Source organism: Flavobacterium sp. H4147, from assembly GCF_029360735.1.
Classification (GTDB): domain Bacteria; phylum Bacteroidota; class Bacteroidia; order Flavobacteriales; family Flavobacteriaceae; genus Flavobacterium; species Flavobacterium endoglycinae.
On sequence record NZ_JARKNB010000002.1, the window covers coordinates 205,419 to 228,451 of the forward strand.

The 23,033-nt window shown below is 33.1% G+C and carries 22 protein-coding genes; 8 read left to right on the forward strand and 14 right to left on the reverse strand.

What is annotated here, in order from left to right; all coding sequences use genetic code 11:
* Positions 1-106: 106 nt before the first annotated feature.
* Positions 107-520 (forward strand): thiol-disulfide oxidoreductase DCC family protein, encoded by a 414-nt coding sequence (locus P2W75_RS08765; RefSeq protein ID WP_276380061.1) that lies wholly within the window; start codon positions 107-109, stop codon positions 518-520.
* 168 nt (positions 521-688) lie between these two features.
* On the opposite strand, the gene ettA is transcribed toward P2W75_RS08765, so the two are convergent.
* From ettA to holA, 3 genes are all read right to left on the reverse strand, one after another.
* The gene (gene ettA, locus P2W75_RS08770; RefSeq protein ID WP_207296345.1) at positions 689-2,380 is read right to left on the reverse strand and encodes an energy-dependent translational throttle protein EttA; all 1,692 of its coding nucleotides are present in this window, start codon (positions 2,378-2,380) and stop codon (positions 689-691) included.
* 71 nt (positions 2,381-2,451) lie between these two features.
* The gene (locus tag P2W75_RS08775; RefSeq protein ID WP_207296346.1) at positions 2,452-2,634 is read right to left on the reverse strand and encodes a CAL67264 family membrane protein; all 183 of its coding nucleotides are present in this window, start codon (positions 2,632-2,634) and stop codon (positions 2,452-2,454) included.
* A gap of 67 nt (positions 2,635-2,701) precedes the next feature.
* A complete protein-coding gene (holA, locus tag P2W75_RS08780) occupies positions 2,702-3,706 on the reverse strand; it encodes a DNA polymerase III subunit delta (protein ID WP_207296347.1) in 1,005 nt (334 codons plus the stop codon).
* 94 nt (positions 3,707-3,800) lie between these two features.
* On the opposite strand from holA, the gene P2W75_RS08785 reads away from it, so the two are divergent.
* From P2W75_RS08785 to P2W75_RS08795, 3 genes are read left to right on the forward strand one after another with little or no spacing between them, the layout of a single operon-like run.
* Complete coding sequence (locus P2W75_RS08785) at positions 3,801-4,253, forward strand: type I restriction enzyme HsdR N-terminal domain-containing protein (RefSeq protein ID WP_207296348.1); 453 nt, start codon at positions 3,801-3,803, stop codon at positions 4,251-4,253.
* Between the two features lie 8 nt (positions 4,254-4,261).
* Positions 4,262-5,281 (forward strand): glycosyltransferase family 2 protein, encoded by a 1,020-nt coding sequence (locus P2W75_RS08790; RefSeq protein ID WP_276380064.1) that lies wholly within the window; start codon positions 4,262-4,264, stop codon positions 5,279-5,281.
* 34 nt (positions 5,282-5,315) lie between these two features.
* Entirely contained in the window at positions 5,316-6,149 is an 834-nt protein-coding gene (locus P2W75_RS08795; protein ID WP_207296350.1) for an OmpA family protein, read from the forward strand.
* Positions 6,150-6,277: 128 nt separating this feature from the next.
* Here the strand turns inward: P2W75_RS08795 and P2W75_RS08800 are convergent, their stop codons facing one another.
* From P2W75_RS08800 to P2W75_RS08815, 4 genes are all read right to left on the reverse strand, one after another.
* Positions 6,278-6,898: an L-threonylcarbamoyladenylate synthase gene (locus P2W75_RS08800; protein WP_207296351.1), complete on the reverse strand. Its 621-nt coding sequence runs from the start codon at positions 6,896-6,898 to the stop codon at positions 6,278-6,280.
* A gap of 101 nt (positions 6,899-6,999) precedes the next feature.
* Positions 7,000-9,336, reverse strand: coding sequence for an ATP-dependent helicase (locus P2W75_RS08805; protein ID WP_276380065.1), 2,337 nt, complete (start codon positions 9,334-9,336; stop codon positions 7,000-7,002).
* Between the two features lie 528 nt (positions 9,337-9,864).
* Positions 9,865-10,164, reverse strand: coding sequence for a hypothetical protein (locus P2W75_RS08810; RefSeq protein WP_207296353.1), 300 nt, complete (start codon positions 10,162-10,164; stop codon positions 9,865-9,867).
* 100 nt (positions 10,165-10,264) lie between these two features.
* On the reverse strand, positions 10,265-11,032 hold the full coding sequence (locus tag P2W75_RS08815; protein WP_207296354.1) for a TSUP family transporter: 768 nt from the start codon (positions 11,030-11,032) through the stop codon (positions 10,265-10,267).
* Positions 11,033-11,155: 123 nt separating this feature from the next.
* On the opposite strand from P2W75_RS08815, the gene P2W75_RS08820 reads away from it, so the two are divergent.
* A complete protein-coding gene (locus tag P2W75_RS08820; protein ID WP_276380066.1) occupies positions 11,156-11,677 on the forward strand; it encodes a hypothetical protein in 522 nt (173 codons plus the stop codon).
* Between the two features lie 44 nt (positions 11,678-11,721).
* Here the strand turns inward: P2W75_RS08820 and P2W75_RS08825 are convergent, their stop codons facing one another.
* The 4 genes from P2W75_RS08825 to P2W75_RS08840 all read right to left on the reverse strand — a co-directional run bounded on the left by P2W75_RS08825 (position 11,722) and on the right by P2W75_RS08840 (position 16,260).
* A complete protein-coding gene (locus tag P2W75_RS08825; protein ID WP_276380067.1) occupies positions 11,722-12,450 on the reverse strand; it encodes a hypothetical protein in 729 nt (242 codons plus the stop codon).
* Positions 12,447-13,355 (reverse strand): patatin family protein, encoded by a 909-nt coding sequence (locus P2W75_RS08830; RefSeq protein WP_276380068.1) that lies wholly within the window; start codon positions 13,353-13,355, stop codon positions 12,447-12,449. The genes P2W75_RS08825 and P2W75_RS08830 overlap by 4 nt, the downstream gene beginning before the upstream one ends.
* Positions 13,356-13,576: 221 nt before the next feature.
* Positions 13,577-15,637 (reverse strand): M1 family metallopeptidase, encoded by a 2,061-nt coding sequence (locus P2W75_RS08835; RefSeq protein ID WP_276380069.1) that lies wholly within the window; start codon positions 15,635-15,637, stop codon positions 13,577-13,579.
* On the reverse strand, positions 15,634-16,260 hold the full coding sequence (locus tag P2W75_RS08840) for a transposase (RefSeq protein WP_276380070.1): 627 nt from the start codon (positions 16,258-16,260) through the stop codon (positions 15,634-15,636). The genes P2W75_RS08835 and P2W75_RS08840 overlap by 4 nt, the downstream gene beginning before the upstream one ends.
* 89 nt (positions 16,261-16,349) lie before the next feature.
* Here P2W75_RS08840 and P2W75_RS08845 point away from each other — a divergent pair, with 89 nt between their 5' ends.
* Both P2W75_RS08845 and P2W75_RS08850 read left to right on the forward strand, forming a co-directional pair.
* Positions 16,350-17,096 carry a diphthine--ammonia ligase gene (locus tag P2W75_RS08845; RefSeq protein WP_276380071.1) on the forward strand — a complete coding sequence of 249 codons (747 nt, stop codon included), beginning with the start codon at positions 16,350-16,352 and terminating at the stop codon, positions 17,094-17,096.
* Positions 17,097-17,098: 2 nt separating this feature from the next.
* A complete protein-coding gene (locus P2W75_RS08850; protein WP_276380072.1) occupies positions 17,099-17,602 on the forward strand; it encodes a hypothetical protein in 504 nt (167 codons plus the stop codon).
* On the opposite strand, the gene P2W75_RS08855 is transcribed toward P2W75_RS08850, so the two are convergent.
* The 3 genes from P2W75_RS08855 to P2W75_RS08865 all read right to left on the reverse strand — a co-directional run bounded on the left by P2W75_RS08855 (position 17,603) and on the right by P2W75_RS08865 (position 20,505).
* Entirely contained in the window at positions 17,603-18,142 is a 540-nt protein-coding gene (locus tag P2W75_RS08855; protein WP_276380073.1) for a DUF1697 domain-containing protein, read from the reverse strand.
* An 11-nt stretch (positions 18,143-18,153) separates the two neighbouring features.
* On the reverse strand, positions 18,154-19,920 hold the full coding sequence (locus P2W75_RS08860) for a hypothetical protein (RefSeq protein ID WP_276380074.1): 1,767 nt from the start codon (positions 19,918-19,920) through the stop codon (positions 18,154-18,156).
* A gap of 144 nt (positions 19,921-20,064) precedes the next feature.
* Positions 20,065-20,505 (reverse strand): hypothetical protein, encoded by a 441-nt coding sequence (locus P2W75_RS08865; protein ID WP_207296363.1) that lies wholly within the window; start codon positions 20,503-20,505, stop codon positions 20,065-20,067.
* Between the two features lie 210 nt (positions 20,506-20,715).
* Here P2W75_RS08865 and recG point away from each other — a divergent pair, with 210 nt between their 5' ends.
* Complete coding sequence (recG, locus tag P2W75_RS08870) at positions 20,716-22,824, forward strand: ATP-dependent DNA helicase RecG (protein WP_207296364.1); 2,109 nt, start codon at positions 20,716-20,718, stop codon at positions 22,822-22,824.
* Positions 22,825-23,033: the final 209 nt, after the last annotated feature.

Here is a 23,033-nt window from a genome sequence, read left to right on the forward strand (position 1 = left end):
TTTAAATAAATACAAACAATAATTAATATAAAACTCTGCTTTTTGATTAAATATATAGTTTTCTTAAAATTTGAAGTTTTAGAAAACATATTATAAATGGTGAAAAATGGAAAATCTTCCAAAAAATAAAAAAATTGTACTCTTCGATGGTGTTTGTAACTTGTGTGATGGAGCCGTTCAGTTTATTATCAAGCATGATAAAAAGGATATTTTTCGATTTGTATCGTTGCAGTCTGAATTAGGAAAAGAAATTTGTAATTATATTGGTGTCGATCAAAATAAAATTGACAGTATCATTTTATACAATCCAGGTGTTGCTTACTATTACAAATCAACAGCTGTTATAGAAATTGGAAATGATCTAGGCGGAATTTACAGTTTAATTTCAGCTTTTAAAATTTTACCCGAAAAACTACGAAATTATCTTTACGATTATATTGCAAAAAATCGATACAAATGGTACGGCAAAAAAGAAAGCTGCATGATTCCTACTCCAGAATTGAAAGCTAAGTTTCTGTAGAAAATTCCCAAAACTAAAATTCCAAATTCCAAGCTTTGTGGAATTCTTGCGAAAGACTACTTGTTCCTAGGAAAGAAAAACTAAACGCGAAAAACATATTAAACAAAAAATCCCAAATTCACAAAAATTGGAATTTGGGATTTTTTTATTGAAATTTCAAACAGATTATTATCTAATCAATTTTCTGTATTTCAAACGTTTAGGAGTCAAGTCACCACCAAGACGTTTCTTTTTGTTTTCTTCATAATCAGAGAAACTTCCTTCAAAGAAATAAACCTCAGAATCTCCTTCGAAAGCTAAAATGTGTGTACAGATTCTGTCTAAAAACCATCTATCGTGAGAGATGATTACAGCACAACCTGCAAAATTCTCTAAACCTTCTTCAAGTGCACGAAGTGTATTTACGTCAAGGTCGTTCGTAGGCTCATCCAGTAAAAGTACGTTTCCTTCTTCTTTCAAAGTCATTGCTAAGTGCAAACGGTTACGTTCTCCACCAGAAAGCATTGATACTTTTTTATTCTGCTCACCGCCACCGAAGTTAAAACGAGATAAGTAAGCTCTTGAGTTTACCTGCTTCCCTCCCATCATAATTAATTCCTGACCATCGGCAAAGTTTTCCCAGATTGATTTATTCGGATCAATGTTCGCGTGTGACTGGTCTACATAAGCAATTTTCACAGTGTCTCCAACTGTAAATTCTCCGCTATCAGTAGTTTCTTCTCCCATAATCATTTTGAAAATGGTTGATTTACCAGCACCGTTTGGTCCAATAATCCCAACGATACCCGCTTGTGGTAAAGTAAAGTTTAAATTATCATATAATAATTTATCACCAAAAGCTTTGGCAACATTTTTAGCTTCAATAACATTTGTACCTAAACGAGGTCCATTAGGAATATAAATTTCTAATTTTTCGTCTAGTTGTTTTTGATCTTCATTCAATAATTTGTCGTAATTCTGTAAACGCGCTTTTTGTTTTGTCTGACGACCTTTTGCTCCTTGGCGAACCCACTCCAACTCACGCTCTAAAGTTTTTCTACGTTTAGAAGCCACTTTTTCTTCTTGAGCCAAACGGTTTGATTTCTGATCCAGCCAAGAAGAATAATTTCCTTTCCATGGAATACCTTCTCCTCTATCTAACTCAAGAATCCAACCCGCCACATTATCAAGGAAATAACGGTCGTGAGTTACGGCAATCACAGTTCCTGAATATTGTGCTAAGTGCTGCTCTAACCAAAGTACAGATTCAGCATCAAGGTGGTTAGTAGGCTCATCTAAAAGCAATACATCTGGCTGCTGCAATAGCAAACGACATAAAGCTACACGACGACGCTCTCCTCCTGAAAGGTTTTTAATAGGTGTATCACCTTCTGGAGTACGCAATGCATCCATTGCAATTTCTAATTTGGTATCGATTTCCCAAGCACCAAGAGCATCAATTTTATCTTGTAATGCCGCTTGACGATCCATCAATTTATCCATTTTATCCTGATCTTCATAATATTCAGGAAGACCGAATAAGTCATTGATTTGGTTGTATTCATCTAAAACTGCCATAGTTTCTGCAGCTCCTTCACGAACAATTTCAATAACTGTTTTAGAATCATCAAGAATTGGCTCCTGCTCTAAATATCCAACTGTGTATCCTGGCTGGAAAACAACATCTCCTTGATAGTTTTTATCAACACCTGCAATAATTTTTAAAAGAGAAGATTTTCCAGAACCGTTAAGACCCAAAATACCAATCTTAGCTCCGTAAAAGAAACTAAGGTAAATATTTTTAAGTACCGGTTTGTCTGCTCCTTGATAGGTTTTACTCAATTTCTGCATTGAGAAAATTACTTTCTTATCGTCTGACATTTTTTATGTTCTTTATATAAATTAATTATTTTTTACGTTGAATTTTTGATTTACGAAAATTGCTATTGAGCTTACACTCTTCCTTTTAAAGCATTAAAAACCCAAGCATTAGCAATAAAACCAACTCCAGTTGCCGCAAATCCCCAGCCGGATACGTCTCTGTATCTAAAAGCACCAAGACCTATAAGCAGTAACCCCATAAGCACCATAATGAAAGTAGCCCATCCTAAAACGGTATTTTTATTCATTCCCATAATTATATCGTAATATTTTGAAGTAGTAAAATTTTTTAGAAACGCAAATATCGTGAATTTTAATGGCTTAATTAAATATTTTATACAGCATTTCTTTAAGTAAATCTGACTGCGGAAGTGCATTTGCTCCAACTCCTTTACTTTTAACATCGATATCGCGTAAAGCTCCCACAATCTGACTGACTTTTCGCATTGGATAATTTTTTATTGCCAAATCATATTCCTTCAAGAAAAATGGATTCACACCAATTGCGGCAGCGACATTTTTAGGATTTTTATCTTTAAGTCCGTGGTATTTTAAAAGCTGAACAAAAAATCCAAAAACCAAACCTGTTGTCATCACCAGCGGATATTCTTTAGGATTATGGGCAAAATTTTCAGCAATTTTATAAGCTTTCAATTGATTTCGTTCGCCAATTGCTTTTCGTAATTCGAATACATTATAATCTTTACTGAAACCAATATTTTCCTCAATATGCTGTGGCGTAATCATGGTTCCTTGCGGTAAAATAATCTGAAGTTTTTCAAGTTCATTGTTAATTTTACTCAAATCAGTTCCTAAAAACTCAACCAACATCGCATTTGCTTTGGGATCAATTGTATATTTTTTTCCAGCTAAAACACGTTTAATCCAGTCTCCAACTTGATTTTCATATAATTTCTTACTTTCGAAAACAATTCCTTTCTGCGCTAGAAGTTTGGTTACTTTTTTTCTTTTGTCTAGTGTTTTATATTTATAACAAAAAACCAAAACCGTCGTTTCCATTGGATTATCAACATACGATTCAATTTTGTCAATTGTTCGCGATAAATCCTGTGCTTCTTTAACAATAACAACTTGACGATCAGCCATCATAGGATAGCGCTTAGCCGTAGAGACAATCTCATCAACCGAAACATCTCTTCCGTATAAAACCGTTTGGTTAAAACCCTTTTCTTCTTCAGCAAGCACATTTTGCTCAATATATTCAGATAACTTGTCGATATAATACGGTTCTTCACCCATTAAAAAATAAATAGGTTTGATATTTCCCGCTTTGATATCGTTAACAATCTTTATTACTTCGTCCATTTAAAATTTGTTTCAAGATTCAGATTTCAGGTTCGAATTTCAATAACTTGAAACTTTGAACTTGAAACCTGAAACTATTTTATATTTTTGCTTTATGCTAAAACTTAATTTCCCTACCTACACTTTCCGATTCAAAAATAACGAAAATAAAGTGTCTATTTTTGATGAAATCAGGAAAAAATTTATAATTCTTACCCCCGAAGAATGGGTGCGTCAGCATGTTGTTCATTACTTAATAAATGAGAAAAAATATCCAAAATCGCTCATTAATGTAGAGAAAGTTTTAACAGTCAATGGGTTAAGAAAAAGATACGATGTTGTAGTATTTAATTCTGATGGTTCTATACATATATTAGTAGAATGCAAAGCGCCCGAAGTGAGGATTTCACAAGCAACTTTTGACCAGATTGCCCGCTATAACATGACAATGCAGGCACGGTTTTTGAATGTCACAAACGGACTGAATCATTATTATTGTCAGATGGACTTTGAAAATGAAAAATATCAGTTTTTACCCAGCTTACCCGATTATAATATTATAAAATAAGAATTCTTTTGGATAAAATAGCAGTTATCATTTTAAATTGGAACGGAGTTAAATTGTTAGAACAATTTTTGCCGTCGGTTATACAATATTCAGAAGAAGCCACTATTTATATTGCGGATAATGCCTCTACGGATGATTCTATCAATTTTATAAAGCAAAATTTTCCTTCTGTAAAAATTGTACAAAATACAGGCAATCACGGTTTTGCAAAAGGATATAATGATGCACTTCAGCATGTTGATGCAGAACTTTATGCATTGGTAAATTCTGATATTGAAGTTACCGAAAATTGGCTGAAACCGATAATTGAAACTTTCGATACAGAAAAACAAACCGCTATAATTCAGCCGAAAATCCTCGATTATAAAAACAAAGAATATTTCGAATACGCAGGCGCAGCTGGTGGATTCATAGACAAATATGGATATCCATTTTGCAGAGGAAGAATATTTGATACTGTCGAAAAAGATAATGGCCAATATGATGATACTTGTCCTCTATTTTGGGCATCTGGAGCTTGTTTCTTTATTCGAAAAGAAGTGTACCATGAACTTGGTGGTTTTGATGAAACTTTCTTTGCGCATCAAGAAGAAATAGATTTATGCTGGCGTGCGCAAAATAGCGGGCATTTTATAAAATACAATTCAAAATCAATTGTTTATCATGTCGGCGGTGCGACTCTGGCTCAAGGAAATCCGAAAAAGACATATCTCAATTTCAGAAATTCACTATTGATGATGGTAAAAAACCTTCCCAAAAAAGGATTGCTTTTTGTGATTTTCTTCAGAATGATTTTAGATGGAATTGCGGGTATCCGTTTTCTTACACAAGGAAAATTTGGACATACATTTGCGATTTTAAGAGCACATTTTTCATTTTATTGTCTATCTTTAAAGTATCTGAAAAAAAGAAAAGATTTTCAAATACAGCAATACTATACTGTAAAAAGTATCGTTTTCCTCTATTATATAAAGAAATTACGGGTTTTTAAAGAAATCTTTAACACTAATCAAAATATTAAAAACTAAATTTGTAATCAACGTTTAATTAAATATAATACCTATGAGAAAAATAGTTATCGCACTATCAGTATTAATGGCCTTAACTTCGTGTGTATCTAAAAAAGAGTACGCAGCACTAGAAGCTAAGAATAAAGAAATTCAAGATTTATTAAACTCTTGCACAGTTAAATTAAATTCTTGTTTAGAAGAAAAAGCAGGATTAGCAGCAACAGCTGAAAGCTATAAACAACACAATCAAGACTTAATAAACAGCTCTAAAGATTTAACAGTTTTAACTACCAAAGGAGCTGAAAACCTTGAAAAATCTTTAGAAAGCTTAAAAGAAAAAGATTTAAAAATTTCAAGACTTCAGGATGCACTTACGAAAAAAGACAGTGTAACTTTAGCATTAGTTACAAGTTTAAAAGGTGCTGTTGGAATCAACGATCCGGATATCGAAATAAATGTTGAAAAAGGAGTAGTATTTATTTCTATTGCTGATAAATTATTATTCAAAAGCGGAAGCTACGAAGTTAGTGACAAAGCAAAATCTGTTTTAGCAAAAGTTGCAAAAGTAGTTAACGACAAACCAGATTTCGAATGTATGGTTGAAGGTCACACAGATGACGTACCTTACAGAAGTAATGGTGTTTTGTTAGACAACTGGGATTTAAGTGTTAAACGTTCAACTTCAATCGTTCGTGTATTAACAAATGACCTTGGTGTAAACCCAGCTAAATTAATTGCTGCAGGTAGAAGTTCATATGTACCATTAGTTGCAAATGATACTCCTGAAAACAAATCTCGTAACAGAAGAACTCGTATCGTGGTTATGCCAAAAATCGACCAGTTCTATGATATGATCGAAAAAGAAATGAAAAAACAAGCTAAATAATAACAGCTTTAAAAGCAAAAAGCAGGTCAATTGACCTGCTTTTTTTATTATTGTAATTAACTAACTAAATTTTAACTACTATAAAGTTAGTTATATTTTTTTAGCTTTTACGTAATTCTGTATTTTTTTTACAAAATATCAATATCACCTTTTCCTTCTCTTACCACAACTGGTTCATGCTCTGAAAGATCGATGATTGTTGACCCTACGTTGTCTCCATAACCACCATCAATAACCATATCTACCAGATTCTGCCATTTTTCAAAAATTAGTTCGGGATCTGTAGTATATTCAATTACATCATCTTCATCACGAATAGAAGTCGAAACAACTGGATTTCCTAACTGGCGGACAATTTCTAAAATGATATTATTATCTGGAACACGAATACCTACGGTAGTTTTCTTCTTAAACTCTTTTGGTAAATTATTATTTCCTGGTAAAATAAAAGTATACGGCCCAGGAAGGGCTCTTTTTAATATTTTAAAAGTCGACGTATCGATTTGACGAACATAATCAGACAAATTACTCAGATCATGGCATATAAACGAGAAATTGGCTTTCTCTAGTTTAACACCTTTAATTTTTGCAATTTTCTCTAATGCTCTTGAATTGGTAATATCACATCCTAAACCATACACGGTGTCAGTAGGATAAATTACCAAACCACCATTCTGAAGTACTTTCACAACTTTTGCAATCGCAGCTTCGCTTGGTTTATCGGGATATATTTTTATAAATTCGGCCATTTTGTTTTTTATTTAAATTTAGATAGTTTTCAAGTTAAATCATTACACATTAAAATTTTCATGTTTCATATTTATTGTGCAGAAGTTTAATCGAAGTCTAACTATCCAATAACATCCAGTTTAGCAAATCTTAAAAGTAATTTCTTAATTCCTCCTACTTCAAATTTAATCTCTGCTTTTCTATCAGGACCAACACCTTCAAGATTAATCACTTCGCCTTTTCCAAAACGTTCATGCATAACTACATTTCCAATGGTTAATTTGCCATCAAATAAATTTGGTGCACTAGCATTTGGATTAGTTCCAGCAACTGGTTTCAGTTTTCTAATATTTAGATCCGGTTTCGGACTATTATCTGTAATGTGTTTAGGCGGTGTTCCTCCTACTGGTTTTGTTAATCTCAATTTTGATTTATCAACATCACCAAAAATATCTCCATCAATTGGCGATTTGTAGCGATAATTACTTTCAGCCGGAGTTAAATATTCTAAATATTGTCCTTCAATCTCTTCAATAAAACGAGATGGTTCACTATCAGTTAATTTTCCCCAGCGGTAACGCGACTGAGCGTAAGTTAAATATGCCTGATGCTCTGCACGAGTTAATGCTACATAAAACAAACGACGTTCCTCTTCTAATTCACTTCTTGTACTCATACTCATTGCACTAGGAAACAAATCTTCTTCCATACCAACTACAAAAACATGAGGAAACTCTAATCCTTTGGCTAGGTGAATTGTCATTAACGCCACACGATCATCATCATTTGTATCTTTATCCAGATCTGTTGCCAAAGCTACATCTTCCATAAATTCAGAAAGCGCACCTCTTGCTCCGTCAATTTCTCTTTGTCCTTCGGTAAAATCTTTAATACCGTTTAAAAGTTCTTCGATATTCTGAATTTTTGCCATTCCTTCTGGAGTAGCATCTTTCTTTAATTCCTGAACCAAACCTGTTTTCTTAGCAACATGATCGGTAACATAAAAAGCATCCTGATTCTGATCGATAACTTGAAAACTCTGAATCATCGTAACAAAATCCTTTAATTTGTTTTTTGTACCCGCATTCAGCTTTAAGTCGATTTTATCAATATTGACCATTACTTCCCAAATCGAACGTTTGTAATGATTGGCTGCAATAGTCAGTTTTTCTACCGTTGTATCACCAATTCCACGTGCTGGATAATTGATGACACGAATTAAAGCTTCTTCATCTTTCGGATTCAAAACCAAACGCAAATAACATAAAACGTCTTTAATTTCTTTACGCTGATAGAAAGACAAACCACCATAAATTCTATACGGAATATCACGTTTTCTTAACGCATCCTCCATCGCTCGAGATTGTGCATTTGTACGGTACAAAATAGCAAAAGCGCCATTATGCAATTGATTTTGCATTTTCTGTTCGAAAATAGTACTAGCAACAAAACGACCTTCTTCGGCATCAGTTAAACTTCTGTGGACTTTAATTTTTGGTCCAAATTCATTGGCTGTCCAAACGACTTTATCCAGTTTGGTTTTATTATGCTCCATTACCGTATTCGCAGCTTCCACAATGTTTCGCGTCGAACGGTAATTCTGCTCCAAACGGAACATGACCACACCTTCATAATCCTTCTGGAAGTTCAAAATATTATTGATGTTCGCTCCACGGAATGCATAAATACTCTGCGCATCATCTCCAACTACACAAATATTTTGAAATTTATCTGATAAAGCTCTAACAATCAAATACTGAGAGTGATTCGTATCTTGGTACTCATCCACCAAAATATATCTAAAGCGGTTTTGATATTTTGCTAAAACTTCTGGAAAGCGAGTCAGTAATTCATTGGTTTTCAATAGCAAATCATCAAAATCCATGGCGCCGGCTTTAAAACAGCGTTCCACATACTGCTGATAGATTTCACCCAATCTCGGCTTTTTAGACATAGCATCGGCTTCAATCAATTCTGGATTATTGAAATATGCTTTTACGGTAATTAAGCTGTTTTTATAACTTGAAATACGTCCTAAAACTTGTTTTGGCTTATAAATATCACGATCCAGCTGCATTTCTTTAATAATAGAAGAAATCAGTCTAGCCGAATCCTGAGAATCATAAATCGTAAAATTGGAAGGATATCCCAGAAGTTCCGATTCTGCACGAAGAATACGGGCAAAAATGGAATGGAAAGTTCCCATCCAGAGGTTTTTGGCTTCAGATGCTCCCACAATATCCGAAATCCTGTGTTTCATTTCTCTCGCCGCTTTATTCGTAAACGTAAGCGACAAAATATTAAAGGCATCGACTCCCTGATGCATTAAATAGGCAATCCTAATTGTTAAAACACGGGTTTTCCCCGAACCTGCACCAGCAATAATAATCATTGGCCCGTCTTTTTTTAAAACAGGTGCTCTCTGCGCTTCGTTGAGCTGGTCAATATATTTCTGCATGTAATTTTCTCCTTTTATGCAAAATTAAGAATTAATGATTTAATAAGCTACTAAGTTGCTAAGGTTCTAAGCCACTAAGTTTTTTAATTTGAAGCCAAACAAAAGGCTTTCTTTTAAGCATGGTTTCCCGCTTTCGGCTTGATCTCTTCGCTACGCTGCGAGGATACCGCCTCAATCGGGGCTAAAGATAAAGAATTTACATTTTTGAATATTTTGAAAGAAAAATCCTAAATATTATATTTGTAAAAAACTTAATGCAAATTAATGATTGTAAAACTAACGGAAATCGCCGAAAAAACATATACATCTATTATTGATAGATTCAGTGATTCAAAAGCAAAAATTTTCTCAGAAAAAACTATCTCAACTATAGAAATGATTATTCAAAATAATGAGATTGGTTCTAGATATAAAAAAACTTGTTATCGAAAATTCTTGTTATCAAACCAAGTATACATTTTCTATACAATAGAAAGTCAAATTTTATATATCATTTTGTTTTGGGATAACAAGAGAAATCCTGTCGATTTAGATATTATACTTAGCTCTTAATCTCTCTTTAAAATCATCAAAATCAATAGTTCTGCCAGCTCTTATATCCTCCTCACCTTTCTTCAATTCTTCAATTAACATTTCTTCTGGAAACAATAATTTAGTTATCAACTTAACTTCCTGATGTGTGAATGTTTTTGATTTTAATTTCCTGTAATATGTAGCATGTTTTAAGCCCAATTTTTGCATAAAAAATTCAGCCTTATAATATGATTTATTGATTAATTCAGGTAAACTATCAATGTATTTCTCGTAATTCTCAACTATTTCTATCATATTTTGATACTAATAATATTGTTTAAACAACAAATATAAATCAAAAAAATGAGAAAAGGTATAGCAATATAAAAATCCAACATCTCAGAACCTTACAATCTCATTTAAAAAACACATCATAAGCAAAACGAATCAGAGTTCCCACAACAACTACTAAAAAGAAAATTCTAATAAAGCTGTTTCCTTTGTTAATAGCCAGTTTTGCACCTAACCATCCGCCTAATCCATTGCTTACAGCCATAGGAATTGCGATTGACCAGATGATTTTTCCTTTTATCATAAATAAACAAATCGATCCAAAATTAGTCGCCAGATTTACCATTTTAGCATTCGCAGAAGCATGAAGAAAATCAAATCCTAAAAGTGCTATGAATGCTACCACAAAAAAACTTCCAGTTCCTGGACCGATAAATCCATCATAAAAGCCAACGATTACACTAATGACAACCGCATAAATTATTTGTGTTGTTGCCGAATGATCTTTAACAACATGCTGTCCGAAGTTTTTCTTGGCGTAAGTGTAAATGAATAATAAAGACAAAACGACCAATAAAAGTGGTTTCATAAAATCATTACTTACTAAAGTCAAAATTGTCGATCCCAAAAATGCTGACGGAACTGCCAGACACATCATTATAATTAATAATTTCCACTGAATAACCACTTTTTTCAAGTATTGGAAAGCAGCAAAAGCAGTACCGCTAAAAGCAGGAATTTTTAAAGTTCCTACCACTGTCGAAACTGGAAGATTTGGTAAAAGAATTAGTCCCATTGGAGTCTGGATTAAACCACCACCGCCTACAATTGCATCAATAAATCCAGCTGCAAAAGCGGCTAAACAAAGAAAAATAATGATATACGAATCCATTAAAAAGATTTTTCGGTAACTAAAAAAACAAGTTACAAAAGTAAGTCTTCCTTTTTGTTTATTACTAAAAATTTAAAATGGATTTTTCCTTAAAAAGTATATTTTTGCTTAAAAATTATTCAAATGGATTTTACAAGAATTATAGAATTAGCCAGCTATACACTGCCTGCAATTATTACCGGATTGGTAGCGTATCGTTTTTTTGAACTGCACATTAAAAACAATGACAGAAAACGTGCTTTTTTATTAAACAGAGAAGCTCATAAAGAATCACTTCCCATTCGTTTACAAGCTTACGAACGTATGACTTTGTTTTTAGAACGAATCAATCTCACGAAATTATTAATTAGAATTTCACCGATTTCACAAAACAAACACGATTACGAAAATTATGTAATTGACCAAATCGAGCAAGAATTCGAACATAATTTAACACAACAGATTTATATGTCTGATGAATGCTGGACAATCATTACAACTGCTAAAAACGCAACCATCCAGATGATTCGTAAAGCTGCTATGAGCGATAAAGTAGACAACGCAGACAAATTACGTGAAGTAATCTTGAATGATTTATTAGAAAAACAATCTCCAAGTAATGCCGCTTTAGGATTTATCAAAAATGAAGTAGCAGAAATGTGGTAAAATATATAAGGCAAGATTTAATATTAAATCTTGCCTTATATATTTTACCACCAATTTAATTTTGGTTTAATCCACCATCCGTTTTTTTGATATTTTTCAGAAACACTGAATTCGCCACTTCCTATATCAAAATCGCAATTTACATTTGGAACCCTGTAATCGCCCCAATTACAAACTTTTTCTTTTCCAGAATTATTGGATTTCCAAATACCTGTAAACGCATTATTAAAGTAGCTATCTGAATCCATTTCGATATCATTATACTGCATCAAATCGTTCTTGTCTAAATACCAAAGCGATTGTAGTTTTCCCGAAAACTTACCTGATCCTTTTTGTTTATGATCTTCAAAAAACTCATAAACAGCATTTAAAAGTCCTTGCTTTTTTATTCCTGCATTTTTATATTCATCATCAACACCAAACTTTGGTTCTATAACTTCGTTAACTTTTACGATTGTTATCTTACCTTTAAAATCACATGTATTCGATTTTACCCGAGATTTACCCGAAACAAAATATTCGTTTCTTTTATCTTTATTTCTTTTAATAGAAATTAACTTAATTAGTATTCTCTCGTAATTGTCTCCAATAACGCCATAAACTAAATTGTTCTCTGATTTATTCCATAAGTTTGAGAAATCATATTTCACATACTTTTCTAATTCGTTTTGCTTATGTAGTTCCTCTTTTGTCAAAATTTCAGTCCAGCATAAATTCTGGCTCCATGAACTGAAACCCAAAAAAAGACAAATAAACAGTACTACTTTTTTCAAATCAATATCTTATTATCGCTCATTACTTCTGATTTATTCTGAGCATATTCGTAACCTTGTTTCCACCATTCTTTCATTACATCTTTGTTAAAAATCAAGGCATTATCTGTCAATTTTATTGGAGTGTAATATAAATTAAGTTTCACATTCTTACTATTTGCCATAAGTTTTCCAATAGCAATATCGTGTTTTTCAACTTGATCTAAGGCAATTCTAAATAAGTCAATCATCAATGAAAATGGATTTTTCCCAATAACCATTTTGTTTGTATTGACTTCTGTTTCTAATATAATTACGTCTATTTCTGTAGCGCCGCGGTTAATTGCTTCACGAATAGGAACCAAACTCGAAAATCCGCCATCCCCATATTCAGAGTTATTTTTGGTCACTAGACTCATGAACGGAACGTAGTTACTTGAAATCCAAGACCATTCACAAAATTCTTCATACGTACAATCTTTTACAGATTTGTATTCTGACTCGTTTTTAGTAAAATTGGTTACGGTAACTATAACATCTGTTTTAAGCTTTTTCAGTTTATTAAAATCGGTAAGAGAGAAATTATTCTGGATGTATTTTTTCAAACCTTTGCTTTCTCCAAAAGTGCGTTTTCCTTTAAAAAACTGGCGCAGTACATTAAAGTGATTAATGGTAACAATATCTACACCATCTTTATTTTTAACTACAAACGGACAAATATTAAATATACTTGCCATGGTAACATTAGTGTAAATCGAATGGATTTGCTTAATATGACCTAAAGCGAGATGCGGAATAAGTAAACTTCCCGTCGATGTACCTAAATATAAATCGTACTCATGTTTTTTTTCTTCAATTAAATATTGTGCAACTCCGCCGGCAAATGCGCCTTTACTTCCACCGCCAGAAATAACTAATGCTCTCATAAAATGTATAACGTAGGTTTTTGGTTTTGTTTTGGGGTTGAAAAATGGAGAATAGAGGAAAGAAGCCAGAAGAAAGACTTTTTTTTACTTTTTTCTTTAATTTCTTATTCTATCGTCCTTTCAATAATCTTTCATCTTTACTCTTTCATCTTTACTCTTTCATCTTATTCTTGCTTCTTCCATGTCTCCCTTCAGCACCATACAAGATCTCCAGTAAAAAATTACTCTTTCAACAAACGATTCAGCTGAAATTGTTCATCGGGGTTCAAATTAGGCAAAATTCTATTAAATGAAGCACGCATTTCTGAATTTTTCAATAAAGTTCTGATAGAATCTCTTCCAAACTTAGAAAACTGCCACATATGATGTGTGGTTGCGTTTACAAGATTTACAAGAACCTGATCGTTAATGATTTTAAAAGCAATCAATTTTTCTAAAGCATTCTGACGTGTTGTTGCTTCATATTTCGTCGTCGAAAAACCAATCAATTCAGTAATGAGTTCTTCTGGATTTGAACTATAATCTGGAGTTGATAATGCCAAAGAAAGCCATAAAGTCCGTAAATTATAATCGTTAAAACCAATCCAGTTTTTAGATTTATCTAGATATTCTTTTCTACGATCAGGAAAGTTTTTCCATAAATAAAACAAAGCAATCTCTTGTGTTTGATACGATTTGTCATCTAGCAAAGTTTCATATTCTGTTCTAAAATCTTCTGGTATTTTGGACAAAGTTCCTGCAAGAGTCTGACGTACTTGAATATTATTCTGATGCATTGCTTTCAATAACAATTCCTTTTTGCTTTCATAGATTTCATTTTGCAATTGGGCTATAATAGCTTCTTTTACTGAATAATAAACATCTGAATCTAGAGTTTTTGTTAGAAAATCAATTTTGTCTGCTAAAGGTGTTTTCTTTAATTTATCGACTTCTAACCGGACTTGAATTGCTTTGTTTTTACTCAACAAAGCGTTGGCAGTTGGCGTATCAAAAGTCGTTGATTCAAGCCAAGTTTTCTGAAACTGAACCAAATCAAAGTCAGTTACTTTTTTGACTTCATCAAAGAAATTCTGCGTATTTACATTCTTAAAAGCGTATTTATTGAGATAATTTTTCACCGCTCTTTTAAACGCTTTATCGCCAATGGTTTCGTGTAATACAAAAAGCGTCCATGCGCCTTTTTCATAGAACGTCAGCGAACTTGCTTTGGCATCTAAAACCGGAACATGATCTGTTCTAGAAGCAAATTTAATCTGCTGCGCGGTATCGTAAAGTTTGGCATAAAAATAATCGTCACCAAAAATATTGCGTTCCGCAAGTAACGCATAATATGTAGCAAACCCTTCTTGAAGCCAATGATGAGTGCTGCTTTCGGCAGTTATCAAATCTCCAAACCAATGATGCGCCAATTCATGAGCGTCAACATTTGCATAATTTCGGTCAGCAAAACCAATATCGTCAACCACGTAACGTGTGGCAAAAAGTGTTGTAGTGGTATTTTCCATTCCGGCATACAAAAAGTCACGAACTGGAATATTTCTAAATATTTTCCATGGATATTTAACTCCAATTTCCTTTTCCAGAAAATCAAAAATGCGTTTTGAATAGCGATAAGTTGGTTCAAAACGAGCAGAATCTTTGTTTTCTAAATAATATTCAAGCGGGATTTTCGATTTCGAACGAAAATCTTTTCTATCGTATTTACCAATAGAAAGAACCAACAAATAAGAGCTCATTGGTTTTTCCATTTCATACTGCCAATGAATCTGATTAATTTTTTCGGTTTTACTTTTCAAAATACCGTTCGAAACAACTTGATACTCTTTATCGTAAGTTATCCCTAAATTAAAAATGACTTTTTCATTTACATCATCAAAACTGGGAAACCAATTACTGGTATATCTTCCTTGTCCTTGTGTCCAGATTTGTACATCATTGTTTTCAATATCAACAAAATACAAAGCTTGTTTTGGTTTTACATTATATTTAAATATTAAGTGTTTAAGGCCTTTTTGAAAATTATTTATGATTTGTAATTCTTTAGTGGTATTCAAAAAAATTACATCTTGCCCATCAATCTGAACATTAGTAAACTCCATATTTTTCCCATCGATTTTGATAGTGTCGATTGGCTGAAGCACTTCGAAAGTATAATCGACTTCACCAGAAATTATTTTTGGAGTGCTGTATATCGTTAGTTGCCCTGAAACGGATTTAAAATCAACATATTTGGTTTGTTGTGCAAAAAGGAAGGACGTTATAAAGAGGAAAATATATTTCATTGAAAATTTGAATTTATAGAATCTTTCTCCCAAGATATTGGATTATTTTTAATATAATCATAAATTGTTTCAAATGTTTTATAATTTCGAACAATATGATCATGATAATTTGTCTGCCAAATGGAATCAATATCATTTATTTGTTTGGTCGTTATTGATTTAAAAACGGCAATAAAGGATGAAATAGAATTTGGTTTTCTGGACAATTTTGGTTCTGATTGGTTTTGTAGAGACGCACTGCAGTGCGTGTCACGTTTATTTGTCGTCAAAGAAATATGAGAGTCATTATTTTGTTTCGTAGAAATACTATATGTAGACGCACTGCTGTGCGTCTCTACGTTAGAAACTTCATTATTTTGAATTTCAATTAACAAATGAATGTGATTTGGCATGATAACCCAATTGTGAAAAAACCAATTTTTACGAATAGTTATTGATTTCAAGAGCTCTTTTTCTATAATTTTCCCATTATGATTTAAAATCATTTTATCACCTTCAATATTCCCAAATATGCATTTCCTGCCTTTAGTGACTATTGTAATAAAATAAATTGCTTCACTAGAATAATCCCAATTTTTCAATCTATTTGAAATTGTTCTGAACTTGTCTTTAAATAATGTCATCTCTTTGGCTTGTAAAATTCCAAAGTTACAAAGGTTTCAGTAACAAATAGAATGAAATTTGTAAGTTTACATTATTAAAATATCAAATTGTGCCAGCACCTATAAAAGCCCTTTTTAACTGGAGCAGCGGAAAAGATTCTGCTCTTTCTTTATATAAAATACTGCAGAATCCTGCCTATAAAATTGAATATCTGCTGACAAGTGTCAACCAGCAATATCAGCGAATTTCGATGCATGGTGTTCGTACTGAACTACTAAAAGAGCAAGCCGAAAGCATTGGCATACCTCTCAAAATCATGGAAATTCCGGAAATGCCAACTATGGAAGTTTACGAAGAAGTTATGACCAAAACACTAACAGATTTCAAAAATAACGGAATCACGCATTCGGTTTTTGGTGATATATTTCTAGAAGATTTACGAAAATACCGTGAGAAACAACTAGCGAAAATTGGTTTTGAAGGTGTTTTTCCAATCTGGAAAATTCCGTCACATAATTTGATTAATGAATTTATTTCATTGGGATTTAAAACTATTGTGGTTTGTGTAAACGAACGTTATTTGGATAAAAGTTTTGTGGGACGTTTAATCGATCAGGATTTTATAAATGATCTTCCTGAAAATGTAGATGTTTGCGGAGAAAACGGAGAATTTCACACTTTTACTTTCGATGGACCTATTTTCTCTAAACCTATTGATTTTGAAATAGGCGAAATTGTATATCGAAAATATGAAAAACCAAAAAACCAAAATCCTTCAAATACAGCTTGTGACAATGATTCTTCCGACGCTTTTGACTATGGCTTTTGGTATTGTGATTTAATTAAAACCAGCTGATTATGTCTTTAAAAGAAAATATTGAAGTAAAAAAAGTAGTGCGGTTTCTTGAAGAAATAAAAATCAATGTTATTGAAAAAGAACTCGATAATACATTTTTGCCTGGTCTTGAACTTGGTCCAGACTGTATTTATATTGATTACGAAAAATTACTTTATCCCGGAGATATACTACACGAAGCTGGACATCTTGCGGTAACTACTTCTGCGGAAAGAAAGTTAGTGGGAACGACAGAAATACCTTCAGAATGGCCTACTCAAGGTGATGAAATTGCAGCAATTTTATGGTCGTATGGTGCTTTGCATTATTTAGAACTTCCTTTAGAATTTGTATTTCATCCAAATGGTTATAGAGATCAATCGCAGTGGTTTATTTCCAATTTTAGTTCGGGAACTTATATAGGATTGCCGCTGTTGGAATGGATGGGATTATGCCTTGGAAAAGAAAAAGCCGAAAAAGAACAAAAATCTCCTTTTCCAGCTATGCAAAAATGGCTTCGTGATTAATTATTCCGAATACATTTTAAGTAAGTTTGTCACTGTATTCCAATTTCTAATCGTAGCAGTAACATTCAGTTTTTTCTCGATGTATTTTTGATCGAAACGGGTTTTGCCTGCCCCAACTGCATATTTTATAAAAATCCTATTTTCGTCAATACTGGCCTCATCTGGTTTAAACTGACTGATTTTTAAATCGTTTATATTTTCTTTTTTCAAAGTCGTTGAAACAAAAGCCACATAAAGCTTTTTAGTGTCACAATCTTTTTCTTTCAAATAAGGATTGTTAGCAAAACACGATTCTAAATTTTCTTTGGTAATCATGACGACAGGAACTTCATGCCCAAAAACTTTAAAGATTTCCTGTTTAATCATAAAACCCACTTTTGACGCCTCTTCTTCGCTATCCACAAATACATTTCCCGATTGCAGATAGGTACGAACATTTTGAAAGCCGAGATTTTCCAGCATGGTTTTTAAAGCTTCCATTTTCATCATATTATGTCCGGAAACATTAATTCCTCTCAAAAGTGCTAAATGTGTTGTCATTTTATTCAATTTTATTCATCATCTTCTTCACCAATTTCAATCCCGAATTTGGTTAGAAAATCGTTTAATTTCTTTTTGTACTTTTCTTTTGCTTCGTCTACGATTGCGTCAGCTTCTTCATTTGTTTCTATCGGATCTAGATTAAATTCTTTTTTAACCCATTCGTGAAATGCTTCTTTATTTTCATTTTCAGAATAATATTCGTCGTCTTTATAGAAATACGCGTAATCAAAATCAACAGAAATTTCAGTATCTAAAGTTAAGAGATGAATTAATTTACGGATGTTCTCAGCTACTACGTGAATCCCGCCTTCGTCACCAAAAACGACTATCGGACAATTATTCAAATCATTGTCGATAAGCCAGTACGCGTATGAACTTCCTGAACCGTTTGCACCAGCAAATTCAATAAAACTGTTATAGAATTCTTCTTCCTCAGACCAGGTTTTTATTCCCGTTTTATCATTTGTTACCAGAAGTCCAAAACATTCTGAATAAGTTTCAGATCCGTATTCTTGCTGAAATTTATATAATTTCACCAAGTCATCAGGCAATTTATAACTTCCAAACTGAGGTGTGAATTCTTCTAAAGAGAAACTACTGTCATACTCTGTGTACTCTCTTTCGTCTTCATCATCTTCCTCTTCTTCAACAACTTCAGCTGTAAGTATTTCAAACGTTTTTAAAGCAGCACGTTTTACACACAACATTTCAATTCCAGGAGCTGTTTCGTTGTTAGCCCACTGGTATTTTGGATTTCCGTCTTCGTATAGATATTCTAATACCAATGTGATTTCTTCTGTATCATGACACCATAAAGCACGCATTCTGATGTCAAATCCATTGGAAATTTCTTCAGAAATCTGGCTGTATTTCATTCCTTCATAATCAAAAGGAATAAACGAATAAATGGTTGTTCCAATATTTCTTATGATTTTACCTTCTTCTTTTAATTCTTCGGTTTCAGATAAAGCATTGACCATATTGATAAACTGATTACGGAAATCAGCGTATGTATACTGATCTTTTTTATTGTAATTCAGGATCGAAAGCCCTTCTTTAAAAACTTCATGGTAATTGTTACCTAATATTCCATCTTCATAACTTGAATAATCAATAAAAGCATCATCAACAATATCATATAATTTATGAGTTGACGGAAAGTAATTTTCGATTGTCAAAAGACCGTCTGGTCCTTCAACATTACTACAGATCATAATATCGGGTCTGCCCACATTTATAATTGCTTCAACATCAGTAAAACGTTCAAAATGCATCAGCATATCATCACTGTGGATTAACCAAGCTTTTACATCGCCTTTTACGAAAAGTTCGCCATGATTGTATTCTCCCATAAGAACATCACACTGCACACCACCGCCTAGATAATGAATACTTCCGAACAAAGTAATATTTACTGCTGTGGTTTTTCCAAAAACAATTAAAGCAGGTGAATTATCGGTATCGTAAGAACTGATTAGTTTGGCAACATTCAGGTTTCCTTTAAATATAAATCCTAGAATAAAAACATCTGGATGTTCATCTGTACTAAAATCCATTTCAAATGAATCCATTTCTACATCGTCCTCTGCCAGCAAGAATATTGGATTTTCTTCATAATCAGGAAAACGCCAGGTATCTTCAAAAACATTGTAAATTTTCTGATTATTGAAATTGGTTAGATCTCCAATAATAGTATGCGCTTCATGTCGGTTAATGACTTTAAATGTGACACCTGCAAAAATCATGGTTTCAAAAGGAACTTTTTCTTCTTTCATTTTTCTTGGGCTTATATCTTAATGGTCAACAAATCTAACAATTATCTTTATTTATTAAAATAATACTGACGGAAAAATAAAAAACCCTGCCAGCTTTTGACAGAGTTTTTTTGTATTTATAAATCAATAAATATCTTGAATAGACTACTTTACTTTTTTATATTCTAATGAAGGACCATCGCAGTTTTGCCATGTACTATTTAGTGTTCCTGCTTCATTTACCACTAATTCTTCACTTTGGTTTCCTTTACAACTTCCCACAATTTCACTTGGATTGGTATAGGTTAGTTGCAAATGCGGTCTGTTTTGAATAGTTACTACCGAAAAAGTTCCTGATGCTGTAATAGTAGTTTCGTTTTGGACTTTAGTTTTAATAAAAGTGTTGTCTTTTTTAAAATCATAGGTTTCCTTCCACTGCGGCTGTCCAATACTGTAAACCGCCAGAATAAATCCGTTGCCAGCCATTCTACTTAATTCCCATTTTCCATAATAACTGGTGTTTTTGGAATCTCCATCATCATTTGAACAAGATAAAAAGCTTGTTATAAACAGTGTTATTACGCCAATAAGAGTAATTTTTTTCATTTTATTAGGTTTTATGGTTTGTACATTAAATAGATATTATTATTTGTAAAAGGTTGCGTATCTGTACACTAAAATTTTTAAGCAGAAAGTCACTTTTAAATTTCCCAATTAAAATCTATCTTCGCTTTTAGAAAATTCCAAAGAATAAAATCAAAAAATAATTCCAAATCCCAATTGGATCAATCTGAAATTAAAACCTAAAATTCCTCAATGTCTAACAATCTTCTTGAAACTCCTATTGAATATCTGAAAGGTGTTGGTCCAAGCCGTGGCCAGCTGCTTCGCAAGGAACTGGGAATTCATAAATACGGAGATCTGGTTAACTTTTATCCCAACCGATATATCGACCGTACAAGATATTATAAGATTAATGAATTACAGAATACAGGAACTGAAGTACAGATTATTGGAAAAATAATCAACATTAAAACTGTTGAATTTGCCAAAAACAAAAAACGTCTCGTTGCAACTTTTGTAGATGAAACCGGACAGATCGAACTCAACTGGTTTCAAGGTCACAAATGGATTCGTGAAAGTTTAAAACTGAACGAACAGCTGGTAATTTTTGGAAAATGTTCTTTGTATGGAAGTTCATTCAGCATGGCACATCCAGAAATTGAATTACTAAGCGAACACGAAAGAAGTCTGCGCTCTGCCATGCAGCCGGTTTATCCTTCTACAGAAACACTAACGAATCGTGGTATTTCGAATAGGACAATCAATAAAATGATGGAACAATTGTTTCTTGAAACCCAAGCGTTGTTTACCGAAACTTTCCCAGCCTATTTAATCGAAGAATTAAAACTGATTTCCAAGAGAGCCGCATTATTTAATATTCATTTCCCAAAGAGTGCCGATGCTTTGGCGAAAGCTCAATTTCGATTAAAATTTGAAGAATTGTTTTTCATCCAGCTTCAGTTAATCACTAAAAATTTAATTAGAAAACATAAAATAAAAGGACATCCGTTTACAAAAGTCGGGGAACTTTTTAATGATTTTTATCAAAACCACCTGCCGTTTGATTTAACAAATGCTCAAAAAAGAGTAATTAAAGAAATCCGTACGGATATGGGAAGCAACGCCCAAATGAATCGATTACTTCAAGGTGATGTAGGTTCTGGAAAAACTATCGTTGGGTTTATGAGTATGCTTTTGGCGATTGACAACGGTTTTCAGGCGTGTTTAATGGCTCCAACCGAAATTTTGGCCAACCAGCATTTTCTTGGTTTATCTGAATTTGCGAATTTATTAAACATCAACATCAGAATTTTAACGGGATCAACTAAAACTTCCGAACGAAAAATTATTCACGAAGAGCTTGAAAACGGAAGTTTAAAAATATTAATTGGAACGCACGCATTACTTGAAGATAAAGTGAAATTCAATAATTTAGGTCTTGCTATCATTGACGAGCAGCATCGTTTTGGTGTAGAACAAAGATCTAAATTGTGGAAGAAAAACGATATTCCGCCTCACGTTTTGGTCATGACGGCAACGCCAATTCCGAGAACTTTGGCGATGAGTTTGTATGGTGATTTGGATATTTCTGTGATTGATGAATTACCACCGGGAAGAAAACCTATCGAAACGGCACACCGTTACGACACAAATCGTTTGAAAGTCTGGAAATTCCTTCGCGATGAAATTGCAAAAGGAAGACAGATTTATATTGTGTATCCGTTAATTCAGGAATCCGAAAAAATGGATTATAAGGATTTAATGGATGGTTACGAAAGTATTTCCAGAGATTTTCCTCTGCCTCAATATTCGATTTCCATTTTGCATGGAAAAATGAAACCTGCTGATAAAGATGCTGAGATGAAACGTTTCTCTGAAGGAAAAACCAATATTATGGTGGCTACAACCGTTATTGAGGTAGGTGTTAACGTGCCAAATGCCAGCGTGATGATTATTGAAAGTGCTGAGCGTTTTGGTTTATCGCAGCTGCATCAGCTTCGCGGACGTGTTGGCCGAGGTGCTGAACAGAGTTATTGTATTTTAATGACAAGCCATAAATTAAGCACTGACAGCAAAACCAGAATGGAAACTATGGTGCGTACCAACGATGGTTTCGAAATTGCCGAAGTAGATCTAAAACTCCGCGGACCAGGAGATTTGATGGGAACACAGCAAAGTGGTGTACTAAACCTTCAAATTGCCGATATCGTAAAAGACAGAGAAATTCTTTCTTACGCTCGCAACTATGCCATGAAAATTTTAAAAGAAGATCCGCCTCTTCAAAAACCAGAACACGCCATTCTAAAAACAGTCTTCATAGAATTGACTAAGAAAAAGAATATTTGGAATTATATTTCGTAGTTATATTTTTAGGGACAAAGAAGCAAAGGTTCAGAGTAACAAAGGTTTAAAGTATAACTTCGAGAGATTTTAAACCTTTGTCCCTTTGAAACTCTATATCTCTGTACCTTATAAAAAAATACACTTCACTGTATCTGACTTATTCTTTACTATAAGTTTAAATATTCAGGTGATTAAGATTTGTTGGGGGCAAAAATGAATTTTGAATA

Coding starts and splice junctions, on each gene's coding strand:
- P2W75_RS08820 (WP_276380066.1), top strand. CDS start 11,156: ATGGATTTTACAAGAATTATAGAATTAGCCAGCTATACACTGCCTGCA.
- P2W75_RS08850 (WP_276380072.1), top strand. CDS start 17,099: ATGTCTTTAAAAGAAAATATTGAAGTAAAAAAAGTAGTGCGGTTTCTT.
- P2W75_RS08840 (WP_276380070.1), bottom strand. CDS start 16,260: ATGACATTATTTAAAGACAAGTTCAGAACAATTTCAAATAGATTGAAA.
- P2W75_RS08795 (WP_207296350.1), top strand. CDS start 5,316: ATGAGAAAAATAGTTATCGCACTATCAGTATTAATGGCCTTAACTTCG.
- P2W75_RS08835 (WP_276380069.1), bottom strand. CDS start 15,637: ATGAAATATATTTTCCTCTTTATAACGTCCTTCCTTTTTGCACAACAA.
- P2W75_RS08805 (WP_276380065.1), bottom strand. CDS start 9,336: ATGCAGAAATATATTGACCAGCTCAACGAAGCGCAGAGAGCACCTGTT.
- P2W75_RS08810 (WP_207296353.1), bottom strand. CDS start 10,164: ATGATAGAAATAGTTGAGAATTACGAGAAATACATTGATAGTTTACCT.
- P2W75_RS08860 (WP_276380074.1), bottom strand. CDS start 19,920: ATGAAAGAAGAAAAAGTTCCTTTTGAAACCATGATTTTTGCAGGTGTC.
- recG (WP_207296364.1), top strand. CDS start 20,716: ATGTCTAACAATCTTCTTGAAACTCCTATTGAATATCTGAAAGGTGTT.
- P2W75_RS08775 (WP_207296346.1), bottom strand. CDS start 2,634: ATGGGAATGAATAAAAATACCGTTTTAGGATGGGCTACTTTCATTATG.
- P2W75_RS08800 (WP_207296351.1), bottom strand. CDS start 6,898: ATGGCCGAATTTATAAAAATATATCCCGATAAACCAAGCGAAGCTGCG.
- P2W75_RS08855 (WP_276380073.1), bottom strand. CDS start 18,142: ATGACAACACATTTAGCACTTTTGAGAGGAATTAATGTTTCCGGACAT.
- holA (WP_207296347.1), bottom strand. CDS start 3,706: ATGGACGAAGTAATAAAGATTGTTAACGATATCAAAGCGGGAAATATC.
- P2W75_RS08865 (WP_207296363.1), bottom strand. CDS start 20,505: ATGAAAAAAATTACTCTTATTGGCGTAATAACACTGTTTATAACAAGC.
- P2W75_RS08785 (WP_207296348.1), top strand. CDS start 3,801: ATGCTAAAACTTAATTTCCCTACCTACACTTTCCGATTCAAAAATAAC.
- P2W75_RS08765 (WP_276380061.1), top strand. CDS start 107: ATGGAAAATCTTCCAAAAAATAAAAAAATTGTACTCTTCGATGGTGTT.
- P2W75_RS08815 (WP_207296354.1), bottom strand. CDS start 11,032: ATGGATTCGTATATCATTATTTTTCTTTGTTTAGCCGCTTTTGCAGCT.
- ettA (WP_207296345.1), bottom strand. CDS start 2,380: ATGTCAGACGATAAGAAAGTAATTTTCTCAATGCAGAAATTGAGTAAA.
- P2W75_RS08830 (WP_276380068.1), bottom strand. CDS start 13,355: ATGAGAGCATTAGTTATTTCTGGCGGTGGAAGTAAAGGCGCATTTGCC.